Annotated in this window: 14 protein-coding genes and 1 pseudogene; 6 read left to right on the top strand and 9 right to left on the bottom strand. The window is 69.5% G+C overall.

The genetic code is table 11. The features are described 5' to 3' along the window. Nucleotides 1-162 precede the first annotated feature (162 nt). Entirely contained in the window at nt 163-486 is a 324-nt protein-coding gene (locus tag AB0L64_RS13785) for an AzlD domain-containing protein (RefSeq protein WP_359935236.1), read from the bottom strand. Then, nucleotides 483-1,169 (bottom strand): AzlC family ABC transporter permease, encoded by a 687-nt coding sequence (locus AB0L64_RS13780; protein WP_363710476.1) that lies wholly within the window; start codon nt 1,167-1,169, stop codon nt 483-485. The genes AB0L64_RS13785 and AB0L64_RS13780 overlap by 4 nt, the downstream gene beginning before the upstream one ends. A 66-nt stretch (nt 1,170-1,235) precedes the next feature. Between AB0L64_RS13780 and AB0L64_RS13775 the strand changes: the two genes are divergently transcribed. Together AB0L64_RS13775 and AB0L64_RS13770 are read left to right on the top strand one after the other, a co-directional pair. Beyond that, entirely contained in the window at nt 1,236-1,790 is a 555-nt protein-coding gene (locus tag AB0L64_RS13775) for an XRE family transcriptional regulator (protein ID WP_363710475.1), read from the top strand. A gap of 106 nt (nt 1,791-1,896) precedes the next feature. Next, nucleotides 1,897-2,976 carry a ricin-type beta-trefoil lectin domain protein gene (locus AB0L64_RS13770; RefSeq protein WP_363710474.1) on the top strand — a complete coding sequence of 360 codons (1,080 nt, stop codon included), beginning with the start codon at nt 1,897-1,899 and terminating at the stop codon, nt 2,974-2,976. 52 nt (nt 2,977-3,028) lie between these two features. Here the strand turns inward: AB0L64_RS13770 and AB0L64_RS13765 are convergent, their stop codons facing one another. Next, the gene (locus tag AB0L64_RS13765) at nt 3,029-3,859 is read right to left on the bottom strand and encodes an SAM-dependent methyltransferase (protein WP_363710473.1); all 831 of its coding nucleotides are present in this window, start codon (nt 3,857-3,859) and stop codon (nt 3,029-3,031) included. Nucleotides 3,860-4,015: 156 nt separating this feature from the next. On the opposite strand from AB0L64_RS13765, the gene AB0L64_RS13760 reads away from it, so the two are divergent. Next, nucleotides 4,016-4,894: a helix-turn-helix transcriptional regulator gene (locus AB0L64_RS13760; RefSeq protein ID WP_363710472.1), complete on the top strand. Its 879-nt coding sequence runs from the start codon at nt 4,016-4,018 to the stop codon at nt 4,892-4,894. Here AB0L64_RS13760 and AB0L64_RS13755 read toward each other — a convergent pair. Further along, nucleotides 4,891-5,382, bottom strand: coding sequence for a helix-turn-helix domain-containing protein (locus AB0L64_RS13755; protein WP_363710471.1), 492 nt, complete (start codon nt 5,380-5,382; stop codon nt 4,891-4,893). The genes AB0L64_RS13760 and AB0L64_RS13755 overlap by 4 nt on opposite strands. Before the next feature lie 127 nt (nt 5,383-5,509). On the opposite strand from AB0L64_RS13755, the pseudogene AB0L64_RS13750 reads away from it, so the two are divergent. After that, a pseudogene (locus AB0L64_RS13750) lies at nt 5,510-5,830 on the top strand (GNAT family N-acetyltransferase); the annotation flags it as partial. 81 nt (nt 5,831-5,911) lie between these two features. Here AB0L64_RS13750 and AB0L64_RS13745 read toward each other — a convergent pair. From AB0L64_RS13745 to AB0L64_RS13735, 3 genes are all read right to left on the bottom strand, one after another. Beyond that, the gene (locus AB0L64_RS13745) at nt 5,912-7,036 is read right to left on the bottom strand and encodes an epoxide hydrolase family protein (RefSeq protein ID WP_363710470.1); all 1,125 of its coding nucleotides are present in this window, start codon (nt 7,034-7,036) and stop codon (nt 5,912-5,914) included. Then, nucleotides 7,026-7,373 (bottom strand): VOC family protein, encoded by a 348-nt coding sequence (locus tag AB0L64_RS13740; RefSeq protein WP_363710469.1) that lies wholly within the window; start codon nt 7,371-7,373, stop codon nt 7,026-7,028. Before AB0L64_RS13740 ends, AB0L64_RS13745 begins: the two co-directional genes overlap by 11 nt. 391 nt (nt 7,374-7,764) lie before the next feature. Then, entirely contained in the window at nt 7,765-8,409 is a 645-nt protein-coding gene (locus AB0L64_RS13735) for a helix-turn-helix domain-containing protein (RefSeq protein WP_363710530.1), read from the bottom strand. A gap of 196 nt (nt 8,410-8,605) precedes the next feature. On the opposite strand from AB0L64_RS13735, the gene AB0L64_RS13730 reads away from it, so the two are divergent. After that, nucleotides 8,606-10,060 carry an MFS transporter gene (locus AB0L64_RS13730; protein ID WP_363710468.1) on the top strand — a complete coding sequence of 485 codons (1,455 nt, stop codon included), beginning with the start codon at nt 8,606-8,608 and terminating at the stop codon, nt 10,058-10,060. Nucleotides 10,061-10,088: 28 nt separating this feature from the next. On the opposite strand, the gene AB0L64_RS13725 is transcribed toward AB0L64_RS13730, so the two are convergent. After that, the gene (locus AB0L64_RS13725) at nt 10,089-10,688 is read right to left on the bottom strand and encodes a dienelactone hydrolase family protein (protein ID WP_363710467.1); all 600 of its coding nucleotides are present in this window, start codon (nt 10,686-10,688) and stop codon (nt 10,089-10,091) included. A 25-nt stretch (nt 10,689-10,713) separates the two neighbouring features. Between AB0L64_RS13725 and AB0L64_RS13720 the strand changes: the two genes are divergently transcribed. Beyond that, on the top strand, nt 10,714-11,295 hold the full coding sequence (locus AB0L64_RS13720) for a winged helix-turn-helix domain-containing protein (protein ID WP_363710466.1): 582 nt from the start codon (nt 10,714-10,716) through the stop codon (nt 11,293-11,295). On the opposite strand, the gene AB0L64_RS13715 is transcribed toward AB0L64_RS13720, so the two are convergent. Beyond that, nucleotides 11,259-11,759, bottom strand: coding sequence for a MarR family winged helix-turn-helix transcriptional regulator (locus tag AB0L64_RS13715; protein ID WP_363710465.1), 501 nt, complete (start codon nt 11,757-11,759; stop codon nt 11,259-11,261). The two genes, AB0L64_RS13720 and AB0L64_RS13715, sit on opposite strands and share 37 nt — an antisense overlap. Between the last annotated feature and the right edge of the window lie 57 nt (nt 11,760-11,816).

The raw sequence follows: 11,816 nt of genomic DNA, 5'->3' as shown, positions 1-11,816 counted from the left end.
TCGCGCCGCCGTGCACGGTGTTGGTGGCGAGGAACGCGCAGGGCAGGCAATCAGGCAGGCACGCTCGACAGGTAGAGCACCGGCGAGACAGCGTACGCGCGGGGGCGATCACGCTCAGGTGCACTACCCAACCTGCGGACACCTCCTGTCCGCCTTGTCGGCTCAGGGCACGCCGAGCAGGCGGAGGCCGGCGGCGGTGGCGGCGGCTGCGACCACCACGAGGACGAACGGTGCTCGGCGCCAGGCCAGCACACCGCCCACCAGTACGCCGGCCGGGCGCGCGACACCTGCCGGACCGTGGCCGTCCGTCAGGGCGGAGGTGGCCACCAGCGCGGTGAGCAGGATGATCGCGGCCGCGGCGAGCAGTTGCTGCGCCCGCTCCGGCACCTCGAACCGGCTCCGCAACGCCGGCCCGGCGAACCGCAGCGAAAAGGTGCCTACGGCAAGTATTCCGATGCCGATCAGCAGCAGCGGTGTGTTGTTCATCGGGTGACCTCCACGGCCGGCTTCTCGGCGCGGTAGAACAGCAAGCCCGCCAGAGCGAACAGAACCGGCAGACCGGCCGGCAGGAACGGCGTTGCCGCCAGCGCGACCACAACACCGACGAGGGCCGCCGTCCGCGTCGACCGATCCCGCAGCGCGGGCAGCACCAGCGCCAGCAGCACGGCCGGGAACGCCGCATCCAGACCGAACACGTCGGTGTCGGTGATCACCGAGCCGGCGAGGCCGCCGGCGACGACGCCGATGTTCCAGCAGACGAAGATCCCCAGACCACCGGCCCAGTACGCCGCCCGCTTGTGCTTCAGGTCGTCCTGGCCCATCGCGAACGCGACGTTCTCGTCGGTCATCACGTGACTGCCGAGCCAGCGCCGCCACCCGCCGCCGATCACGTCGCTCACCGCCAGCCCGAACGCGACGTGCCGGCTGTTCACCAGCAGACCCGCGACCATCGCCGCGATCGGGCTCCCGCCGGCCGCGACGATCCCGACGAACAGAAACTGCGACGCGCCCGCGAAGACCACGACCGACAACAGGATCGGCACCCACAACGGCAGCCCGCCGCCGACGCTGATCGCACCGTACGACAGCCCGACGACACCGTCGGCCAGGCAGACCAGGCCGATGTCGCGGGCGAGTCCCGGATCGAGTGTTCGCCAGATCGAACGCATGGGCATTATGATGAACACCTCGCCACGCGTTCGTCAAGCCGAACAACCAGACCGATGGAGCGAACAATGGACTCCCGCGCACCCTTGGACGTCATCGCCGCATCCCTCCGCCGGCACCGGGCCCGGGCCGGCCTGTCGCTGACCGAGGTCGCGAAGCGCGCCGGGGTCGCCAAGTCCACGCTGTCGCAACTCGAGTCCGGTACCGGCAATCCGAGCGTCGAAACCCTGTGGGCGCTGGCCGTCGCGCTCGACACGCCGTTCGCGGCACTGCTCGACCCGCCGCGCCCGAAGGTGCAGATCATCCGCGCCGGCGAAGGTCCGGCGATCTACTCCGACCACGCCGACTACAGCGCCACGCTGGTCGCATCCAGCCCGCCGAACGCGCGCCGCGACATCTACCGCATCGTCGCCTCGCCGGGCCCCGGCCGGAAGTCCGAGCCGCACATGCCCGGCGTCGTCGAGCACGTCGTCCTCGGCTCCGGCCGCGCCCTCGTCGGCCCGCTCGACGACCCGGTCGAGCTCGGCCCCGGCGACTACATCGCCTACCCCGGCGACCTCCCGCACATCTTCCAGGCCCTCGAGGACGGCACGGCGGCCACGCTCGTTTCCGAGCATGTGTAACGTTAACTGCTCACCTCTGGACATTTGTGTGCAGTTCTGCGCATCATCAGCTGAGAGAGCTCTCTGATCGAAGTCCGCCCCACTTCGCTTGGAGGTAACACCCCCGATGAGACTCAAGTCCTTGCTGGCGTGCGCCCTGCTCGGCCTCGCGGCCGCCCTGGTTCCGACTTCGCAGGCCGCCGCCGTCGGCGTCACGCCCGGCACCTACGTCAACTACGCGTTCGACACTCCGTCACTCACCCAGGCCGAGTTCCGGATGACGATCAACGCCTCCCCTGGTCGCGCGAACGTCTACTGGTCCAACCAGTTCGGCTTCACCGGCGGCGACGTCGGCGGGTACACCGGCATGCAGACCCACCGCGACGGCGGCGGCATGTTCCTGTACTCGCTCTGGAACTCCACCGACTGGAAGGCCGGGGACGCCGGCACCTACTGCATCCGCTTCCAGGAGGACGGCACCGGCGGCAGTTGCCGCCTCGACCAGGCCCCCACCGCGGGCCACACCTACGCGTTCGCCGTCGCGAGCGAAGGCAGCGGCTGGTACGGCGTGACGGTCCGGGACCTGACCGCCGGTACGTCGTTCAAACTCGGCAGCCTGCAGACGGGATCCGGCAACACCATCAGTACGTCGGGCATGGTCAGCTGGACCGAGTACTTCGACTGGAACAACGACAAGGCGACCTGTGACGACGAGCCGTACTCGAAGCTGACGATGAGCGCGCCGACCAGCGGCAGCCTCACCGCCCACTTCACCGGCACGTCGGAGAGCAGCGGTTGCGCCGCCGACAGCCAGGTCACCCTGAACGGCTCGACCGCCGTGCAGGAGAACGGCATCGGCAACTCGGCGTCGGGTGACATCCGCGGCAGCGGTGGCTGCCTGGACGTCTCCGGCTCCGACGGGACGACGATCCTGCTGTACAACTGCACCGGCGGGAACAACCAGAACTGGGTGCACGCGCAGAACAACACGTTCCACGCCCTGTTCAGCTGTCTCGACGCGAGCGCCACGCAGGCCGGCTCGGTGATTCTCTACAGCTGCCACGGCGGCACGAACCAGCAGTGGACACTGCCCGGCGACGGCACGATCCGCAGCGGCGGCCGCTGCCTCACCGCGCCGGCCACACTCGGCAACGCCGTAACCGTTGCCACGTGCAACAACTCGGCCGCGCAGCGCTGGACGTTCTGAAAACACCGCGACGCCCGGGACAGCGATCCCGGGCGTCGCGAAGTAACCACTGCTAGATCTTGCGGCCGACCGCGCCGACGATGCACTCCTCGACCTGGTTCAGCGGCTTGAGCCGCGGGCCGTCCGGCCACCAGTCGTCGCAGAGCACCAGGCCCGGGTCGACCAGCTCCTGGCCGGGGAAGAACTCCATCAGTTCCGCGCGGGTGCGGAACCTGCCGCTGCCCATCGGGCTGTGGATGAACTTCTCCTCCATCTGCTGGGCGACCGCCGAGTGCTCCGGAGTCTCCGGGTCGAAGAAGTGCGAAATCACCGTGTACGACCCGGGAACCACCGCGTCGACGTACTTCTGCATGATCTGCGCACCTTCGGTGCCGATGTAGTGGTGCAGTGTGCCGGCCTGCATCACGGCGATCGGCCGGCTGAAGTCCAGGAAGTCCCGGACCTCGGGCTTGCTCAGCACCTCGTCCGGGTCGAAGATGTCGGCGCTGACGAACAGGGTGTTCTCGTTCTCCTCCAGCAGCGCCCGGCCGTGCGCGAGCACCACCGGGTCGTTGTCGATGTAGAGCACCTTCGCCTCCGGCACGAGCCGCTGGACGACCTGGTGGGTGTTCTCGGCGGTCGGCAGGCCGGACCCGCAGTCGAGGTACTGCGTGATCCCCGCCTGGCCGGCCAGGAACCGGCAGGCGCGGATCAGGAAGTTCCGGTTCGACCAGGCCAGGTCCTGGGCCTGCGGCGCGGCGGCCTGGACCCCACGCAGTACCTCGCGGTCGACCTCGAAGTTGTCCTTGCCGCCCAAGAAGGCGTCGTACACCCGGGCGATGCTGGCCCGGGTGGTGTCCACGCCGACCGGGATCGAACTGGGTGCCTTGGTGGCGTCGACCATCAGTAGAACCTCGCAGAGGGTGATCGGGGAGTCTGTGCGTCCGACTCTACTGACCGTAGGGCGCCATGAACACACCGTGCACGCCCGGTGCGGGATCGCGATCTGTTGTGAAATGATCAGCTGTTGGTAACGGACACACGGCGGGGAGGCGAGAGGGTGACCGAGCCGGGCGCGTACGGCGGCCCGACCGCCCTGCGCATCATGCTCGGCGTGCACCTGCGCCGGCTCCGTGAGGGCGCGGGCGTCAGCCGCACCGACGCGGGCTGGGCGATCCGCGGCTCGGAGTCCAAGATCAGCCGCCTGGAACTCGGCCGGGTCGGGTTCAAGGTGCGCGACGTCGACGACCTGCTGACGCTCTACAAGCTCGACGACCCCGAGGAACGCGAGCGCCTGCTCGCACTGGCCACGGAGGCGAACAACCCGGGCTGGTGGCAACGGTACGACGACCTGACGCCGCAGTGGTTCCACTCCTATCTCGGCCTGGAGATGGCGGCCGATCTGATCCGTACGTTCGAGTTGCAGTTCATCCCGGGACTCCTGCAGACACCGGACTACGCGCGCGCCGTCGTCCAGCTCGGCCGTCAGGACCAGGCGTTCTCGCGGGCGGAGCAGGATCGCCTTGTGTCGTTGCGGATGAGCCGCCAGGACGTGCTGACGAGGCAACGGCCTGCGCGGCTGTGGGCGGTCGTCGACGAGGCGGTACTGCGCCGCCCGATCGGCAGCCGAGCGATTCTCAAGGCGCAGTTGGAGCACCTGATCGACGCGGCGCGCCGGCACAACGTGACGCTGCAGATCATCCCGTTCGAGAAGGGCGGGTACACGGCGACCGGCGGCGCGTTCACGCTGCTCCGCTTCAACGACCCCGACCTGCCGGACATCGTCTACATCGAGCACCTGACCAGCGCCGTCTACCTGGACAAGCGCGAGGAACTCGACACGTACGTCGTCACCATGGACGCACTGTCGATCACCGCGGCCCAGCCCCGCGAGACCGAATCCATCCTCCGCCGGGCGATCGCGGACCTCGACGCCTAGCGAGGTTGTGCGCCGGGGCCCGGCCGGAAGGCGACCTCGCGGGGGCCCGGCTCGTGGCCGGCCTCGCACTGCATGACCACCGTGACGCGCTCGCCGCAGTCGCCGCGGTGGCGGGGTTCGATCGGCGGGCCGTCGTCGAGCGGCAGATACTGGTCGGCCCACTGGATCATCGCGACCAGCACCGGGTAGAGATCGAGCCCTGCCTGGGTCAGCCGGTACTCCGAGCGCTCCCGCTGACCGGGCAGGCGGTACGGATGGCGGCGGATCAGGCCGCGCTCGATCAGCGCGGCGAGCCGCTCGGTCAGCACCTGCCGCGGAATGCCGGCCCGTGCGCGGATGTCCTCGAAGCGGCGGACGCCGACGAAGACCTCGCGCAGGACGTGAAACGTCCACTTGTCGCCGAGGATGTCCATCGTCCGGGAGATCGTGCAGTTCTCCGTGGACCAGTTCATCGCCTCGGGCAACTGTTCGCCGACCGCCATGCTCATACCCCGATGATAAGTCCACTTGACAGACTCAGCCAAGTGGAGCAAGGCTGAATCCGTGAATCAGACTCAGGCGAGACCGCCACTCGTCCGCCGCGCCGGCGAACCCGACGCGGACGAGCTGGCGCGGATGCTGTCCGGGCTGACGGACCTCAGCCGCTACTTCCGGTTCCAGACCGCGATCGGTTCGCCGCCGCGGCAGGCGTTGCTGCTGCGGATGCTCTGCCCGACCGGCGCCGCGTTCGTCGCGACCCGGGCCGGCGCGATCGTCGGCCACGCGATGTGGGCCTGGGCGCCCGGCGGGTCGACCGCCGAGCTCGCGGCCGTGATCGCCGAGAACGACCAGCGCCGGGGCCTCGGCATCCGGATGCTGTCGATCGCGGCCGCCGACGCGATCGCCGCCGGCGCCACCCATTTCCTGTTCGTCGTGAGCGCCGCCAACGACCGCACGATCCGGATGATCCGCCACCGCTGGCCGGACGTCACCGCCGAGCGCGACGGCGCGCTGGTGAACTTCGTCGCCCCGGCCCGGCTACCGAACCAGCCGGAAGAACGCCCGGATGTCGTCGACCAGGAGGCCGGGAGCCTCGAGGGCGGCGAAATGGCCGCCCCGGGTGAACTCCGACCACTGGACGATGTGGTGCCGGCGGTCTAGGACCCGGCGGATCGCGGGGTCGGTGGGAAAGACGGCGACACCGGTCGGCACACCGGGGCGTACGTCGTCCGCGGCCGAGCGGTTCTCGTAGTACAGGTTGGCGGACGTGGCGCTGGTGTTGGTGAACCAGTAGATCGACACGTCCGTGAGCAGGTGGTCGAGGTCGACCGCGTCCTCGGGGAGCTCGCGGGCCGGATCGGTCCACTCCCAGAACTTCTCCAGGATCCAGGCCAGCTGTCCGACCGGCGAGTCGCTCAGTCCGAACGACACGGTCTGCGGCCGCGTGCCCTGCAGGTCGGCGTACCCGGTGCCGACCGCGCGCAACCGCTCGGCGGCCGCGAGATGCTCGCGCTCGGTCTCGTCCAACTGGTCGCGATCACCGGGTTCGAGCGGCGGGAACGCCAGTCCCCCGTTGATGTGGACGCCGACCACGTGCGTCGGATCCACCTGCCCGACCAGGGGTGACACGACCGACCCGGTGTCGCCGCCCTGTGCGCCGTACCGCTCGTAGCCCAGCCGGCGCATGAGGTCCGCCCATGCGTGGGCGATCCGCGTGTGGTTCCACCCGGACGTCAACGGGACCGAGAACCCGTGCCCGGGCACCGACGGCGCGACGACGTGGAACGCGTCGCGCGGATCCCCGCCGTACGCCGCCGGGTCGGTCAAAGGCCCGAGCACGTCCAGGAACTCCGCGACCGACCCTGGCCACCCGTGCGTCACGATCAACGGCAAGGCGTCAGGCTCCGGCGACCGCGCGTGCAGGAAGTGAATCGTCTGCCCGTCGATCTCGGTCGTGTACTGCGGATACTCGTTGAGCCGTGCCTCCCAGGCCCGCCAGTCGTACGCCGCCCACCGCTCGGCCACGGTCCGCAGGTACTCGACCGGAACCCCACGCTCCCATCCGCTCGACGGTAATTGGCGAGGCCAACGAATCCGCGCCAGCCGCTCCCGCAGGTCCGCGACGTCCGCCTCGGGCACCGCGATCCGGAACTCAGAGATCATGGGCCCGCTCGTGCAGCGGCTCGTACAGCCCGACCTCGCCGCCGCCCGGCAGCCGGAACGCCGTCAGCACACCCCACCGCTGCCGCTCCACCGGCCGGATGAACTCCACGCCCCGCGCGGACAGCTCAGCCATCGTCCGCTCGAGGTCGTCGCACATCAGCAGCAGCTCGTGCGACGCGGCCTCCGCCGGGTGCATCGCGACCTCGGCCGGCGGCAGCTTGAAGATCAGCCAGCCGTGTCCGGCGTCGACCGACGGATACTCCAGCACGTCCCGGAAGAACGCGCGATCCGCCTCGGCGTCCGTGCTGTAGATGATCACATGCGCTCCGTTGATCATCTTCAGCACAGTAGCCGGGAATACGGACATTTCGGTGGCGAGTTGGCACCAGCATGATCCTCGTGACGGGCACCGGCGAGGATCGCGGAGCGGGCGCAGCGGGCCGTGTACCTGTCATCGTCGGCAGCAGTGCAGACGTCGGGGTTGGAGTGGACGATCCTGCGGGCGGACACGTTCGCGTCCAACGCGCTCGGCTGGGCGGGTCAGCTCCGCGCCGGTCACCACGACCGTCGAGGACGTCACCGGCCGGCCCGCGGGCAGCTTCCGCGCCTGGGCCGGCCGGAATCTCGGCGCGGTCGGCTGATCAGTCCTCGACGACGATCGCGAGGGCCGGGCAGACGGCCGCGGCCTGGTGGACGTCGGCCTGCAGCATCTCGGACCACGAGAACGCTCACGAAGTCACCGGTGCGGTCAGCAGCCCGACGATGCCGTCGATCAGCCCGTCGGCCATCTCCTGCCAGGTCGCTCGCGCGGTCGGCCGGCCCTCGGCCAGCGCGAGCTCGAACTCCGCGGTCATCTGGACGATCAGGTGCCGGGCCATGTCGCCGCGCTCGATCCGCACCGCCGGCGGCAGTTCGGCGAGATGCTCACCGAGGCCGTCGACGACCCGCTGCAGCGACGGCGAGTTCCGCGACTCCTGCAGCTGGATCTCCCGCAACGCCGGATCGTTCATCAGCTGCGCACTGAACCGCGCCAGCCAACTTTGCGTACCCAGGCTGCCCATGTGATCGGTCGCGGACCGGACCAGGACCGTCACCCAGTCCCGCACGTCCGGGTCGGCGCCGAGCTCCGCGATCAGCTCCCGGCGGCGCGCCTCGACCCGCTCGGCGTGTTTGCGCACGATCGCCCGGACCAGGTCGGTCTTGGTCCCGAAGTGGTACCCGACCGCGGTGTTGTTGCCCTGACCGGCCGCCTCGCTGATCTGCCGGTTCGATACCTCGTGCACACCGCGCTCGGCGAACATCCGCTCCGCCGTCGCCAGGATCAGGTCTCGCGTCGCGCTCACCCGCGCCGCCCGGACCGTTTTCGCCATCATCACCAGATCACCCTTACCTCCCGCAGTCCGTCGAGGGCGGGATCGGATACCCGACGGACTGGTCACTATCGGTCACAGATCATCGCCTCCGCGTGGTTTCTCTTCCAGCTTCCCTCGGAGGCTTGTTTAAGTCAACTGCCTGACTTAGTCTTTTGGTTGCAGAAACCAACTATCTATCTCAGTCCGGAGGCTGCTGATGTCCGCAACTCCCCCCGTGCGCGCCGGTGCCGTCGTACCGGTGCTCGCCTCGGCCGGTATCACGGTCGCCCTGATGCAGACCCTGGTGATCCCGCTCGTCCCGGAGCTGCCCCGGCTGCTGCACGCCTCGGCCGCCGGGACCGCCTGGGCGATCACGGCCACCCTGCTCGCGGCCGCGGTCGCGACGCCGATCATGGGCCGCCTCGGCGACATGTACGGCAAGCGCCGGATGCTGCTGATCAGCGTCGGCCTGCTGGTCGCGGGCTCGGTGGTCGCCGCGCTCAGCAGCTCGTTGATTCCGATGATCGCCGGCCGTGCGCTGCAGGGCCTGGCCGCCGGCGTGATCCCGCTCGGCATCAGCATCATGCGCGACGAACTGCCCGCCGAGAAGCTCGGTACGGCCACCGCGCAGATGAGCGCCTCGCTCGGCGTCGGCGGCGCGCTCGGCCTGCCCGCGGCCGCGTTGCTGGCCGAGAACTTCAGCTGGCACACGCTGTTCTGGCTGTCGGCCGCGCTCGGCGTGATCGTGTTCGGCCTGGTGCTGCGCTTCGTCCCGGAGTCGTCGGTGCGCTCCGGCGGACGGTTCGACGTCCTCGGCGGACTCGGCCTGTCGATCGGCCTGATCTCGTTGCTGCTGGCCATCTCCCAGGGCGCCGACTGGGGCTGGACCGGCGGGCGGACGCTCGGCCTGTTCGCCCTCGCGGTGGTCGCGTTGCTCGCGTGGGGCTGGTGGGAACGACGGACCGGCGAGCCGCTCGTCGACCTGCGGACCACCGCTCGCCCGCAGGTGCTGCTGACGAACCTGGCGTCGATGGTGTTCGGATTCGCGATGTTCGCGATGTCGCTGGTCCTGCCGCAGCTGCTGCAGATGCCGAAGGCAACCGGTTTCGGCCTCGGTCAGTCGATGCTCGCGTCCGGTCTGGTGATGGGCCCGTCGGGTCTGGTCATGCTGGTCGCCGCGCCGTTCTCGGCGAAGATCTCGAAGACCCGCGGCCCGAAGGTCACGCTGATGCTGGGCGCGCTCGTGGTCGCGGCCGGGTACGGCGTGGGCAGCGTGCTGATGGGTTCGGTCTGGGAGCTCGTGCTGGTCTCGCTGCTGATCGGCGCGGGCATCGGCCTGGCGTACGGCGCGATGCCCGCGCTGATCATGAGCGCCGTACCGGTCTCGGAGACCGCGGCCGCGAACAGCTTCAACACCCTGATGCGGTCGATCGGGACCTCGGTGTCCAGCGCGGTCGCCGGCGTGATCCTGGCGAACCTGACGATCAGCCTGGGCGGCTACACCCTGCCGTCGCAGAGTGGCTTCCGGGTCGTCCTGCTGATCGGCGCCGGCGCCGCGCTCACCGCCCTCGCCGTCGCCTCCTTCATCCCCACCCGCCGCGAGCGGCTCGACAGTACGTATACGTCCACTGCCGGAGCCGCCACGCTCAGCGGCGCGGCCGATCGGGCCTAGTGGGCGTATACGTCCTGTCCTCCTGCACCTACAGGAAGGCGAGGGTGCGCTCGAGGAGGAGCTTGGCGGCAGTCGCGTCGTAGCCGGGGAGGGACGAGTCGGCGAACAGGTGCTCCTTGCCGGGGTAGAGAAACAGTTCGGCGGTGCCGACGGCGGCGACCAGGGCGCGGGCAGCGTCCAGGTCGCCGCCTTCCTCGCTGAAGAACGGGTCCTCGTCCATGCCGTGGATCTGGACCGGCACCCCGTCCGGCCAGCTACCGAACTCCTCGACCGGGAGGCACGAGTAGTAGAACAGCGCCCCGGTGGCGCCCGGCCGGGTCTGGGTCAGCTTCTGGGCCGGCATCACGCCGAGCGAGAACCCGGCGTACACGACGTTCTCCGGCAGGCTCTGCGCCGCCTCGATACCGCGCTCCAGGATCGTCCCGAACCCGGTGGCCCGCGCGTAGTCCATGCCTTCGTCGAGGGTCGCGTAGGTGTTGCCCTCGTAGAGATCCGGCGTGTGGACCGTGTGGCCCGCCTGCCGGAGCTCCTCGGCGAACGCCTTCACCCCGTCGGTCAGCCCCTGCGAGTGGTGGTACAGCACGACCTCGGCCATCATCAGCTCCAATGATCCAAATATCTCGAACAATCGGCGATGCTAGTCTATTCGGGCCATGTCGATCAACAAGCCGGTGCCCGATTACGAGCTCGCGGACACGCTCGAGCTGACCACCGCGGAGCAGGTCCGGGCGATCAGTGATCCACTCCGGACGACGATCCTCGGACTGCTGCACGAGCGCGCGGCGACCGTGACGGAGCTGGCCACGGCGGTCGGGCGGCCGAAGAGCACGGTCGCGCACCACGTGAAGGTGCTGACCGACGCCGGCGTCCTGCGGGTGGTCAGAACCCGGCGGGTGCGAGCGATCGAGGAGCGCTTCTACGGGCGGGCGGCGCGGATGTTCTTCGTCGGGCTCGGCCGGCAGGGCAAGGACGGCCAACTGCCGCACGACTTCAACGACTTCGAGGTCGCGGCCGAGGAGTCCAAGCCGGCCTACGACGCCGGGCAGATGCGCTCGTTCATCCGGCACGCCCGAATCCCCGACGAGCGGGCCGCGGAGTTCTGGCAGCAGGTGGACGCATTGATCCACCGCTTCGACCAGCTCCCCCGCGGCGGCGGCACGACGTACGGTTTCACGGTCGGTCTCTACCCGATCGTCGACTACCCGACGCTGCCGCCCGCCGACGACGAGGCCTGAGCCTCCTCGGCCGCGACCCGGTCGAGAACGTCGACCAGGCGCCCCAGGACGTCGCGGGCGATCGCGTACTCCTCCTCACCGAACTCCTCCGCGAACAGGTCCTCGAGATCGGCCAGGTAGCTGAAGCCGTCACCCGCCACCTCCATCCCGTGCTCGGAGTAGCTGACGACCTTCGCCCGGCCGTCGTTCGGATCGGGCAGCATCTCGAGCAGATCGAGGGCGACCATGTCGCGGATCACCTCACCCATCGACTGCCGGGTGATCCCGGCCCGCGCGGCCATGTCCGCCGCCCGCCCGGGCCCGGTGTGCAACGTCGCGAACACCGAGTTGTGGGTCATCTTGACCTCGGTGTGCCCGCGGGCGTGGGCCTGCCGCACCAGGTCGGTCTGGAGCGCCCGGTTGGCGCGCTCGACCAGCGCGATCAGCGGCTTGTGGGCGGGCCGCCGCAGCTGAGGCCTTGACATGTCGTAAGGATACCTTCCAATATTTCGACAGGAATCCTTACGGTATCAGGGAGGGCC

The sequence above is a fragment of the Kribbella sp. NPDC051936 genome, from assembly GCF_040680955.1.
Taxonomy (GTDB): Bacteria; Actinomycetota; Actinomycetes; order Propionibacteriales; family Kribbellaceae; genus Kribbella.
This window is presented reverse-complemented; position numbering and strand designations above follow the sequence as displayed.

Bases quoted from the DNA above. Each gene is read 5' to 3' on its own strand.
- AB0L64_RS13720 (WP_363710466.1), top strand. From the start codon at position 10,714: ATGTCGATCAACAAGCCGGTGCCCGATTACGAGCTCGCGGACACGCTC.
- AB0L64_RS13715 (WP_363710465.1), bottom strand. From the start codon at position 11,759: ATGTCAAGGCCTCAGCTGCGGCGGCCCGCCCACAAGCCGCTGATCGCG.
- AB0L64_RS13735 (WP_363710530.1), bottom strand. From the start codon at position 8,409: ATGATGGCGAAAACGGTCCGGGCGGCGCGGGTGAGCGCGACGCGAGAC.
- AB0L64_RS13785 (WP_359935236.1), bottom strand. From the start codon at position 486: ATGAACAACACACCGCTGCTGCTGATCGGCATCGGAATACTTGCCGTA.
- AB0L64_RS13775 (WP_363710475.1), top strand. From the start codon at position 1,236: ATGGACTCCCGCGCACCCTTGGACGTCATCGCCGCATCCCTCCGCCGG.
- AB0L64_RS13745 (WP_363710470.1), bottom strand. From the start codon at position 7,036: ATGATCTCTGAGTTCCGGATCGCGGTGCCCGAGGCGGACGTCGCGGAC.
- AB0L64_RS13765 (WP_363710473.1), bottom strand. From the start codon at position 3,859: ATGGTCGACGCCACCAAGGCACCCAGTTCGATCCCGGTCGGCGTGGAC.
- AB0L64_RS13755 (WP_363710471.1), bottom strand. From the start codon at position 5,382: ATGAGCATGGCGGTCGGCGAACAGTTGCCCGAGGCGATGAACTGGTCC.
- AB0L64_RS13780 (WP_363710476.1), bottom strand. From the start codon at position 1,169: ATGCGTTCGATCTGGCGAACACTCGATCCGGGACTCGCCCGCGACATC.
- AB0L64_RS13730 (WP_363710468.1), top strand. From the start codon at position 8,606: ATGTCCGCAACTCCCCCCGTGCGCGCCGGTGCCGTCGTACCGGTGCTC.
- AB0L64_RS13740 (WP_363710469.1), bottom strand. From the start codon at position 7,373: ATGATCAACGGAGCGCATGTGATCATCTACAGCACGGACGCCGAGGCG.
- AB0L64_RS13770 (WP_363710474.1), top strand. From the start codon at position 1,897: ATGAGACTCAAGTCCTTGCTGGCGTGCGCCCTGCTCGGCCTCGCGGCC.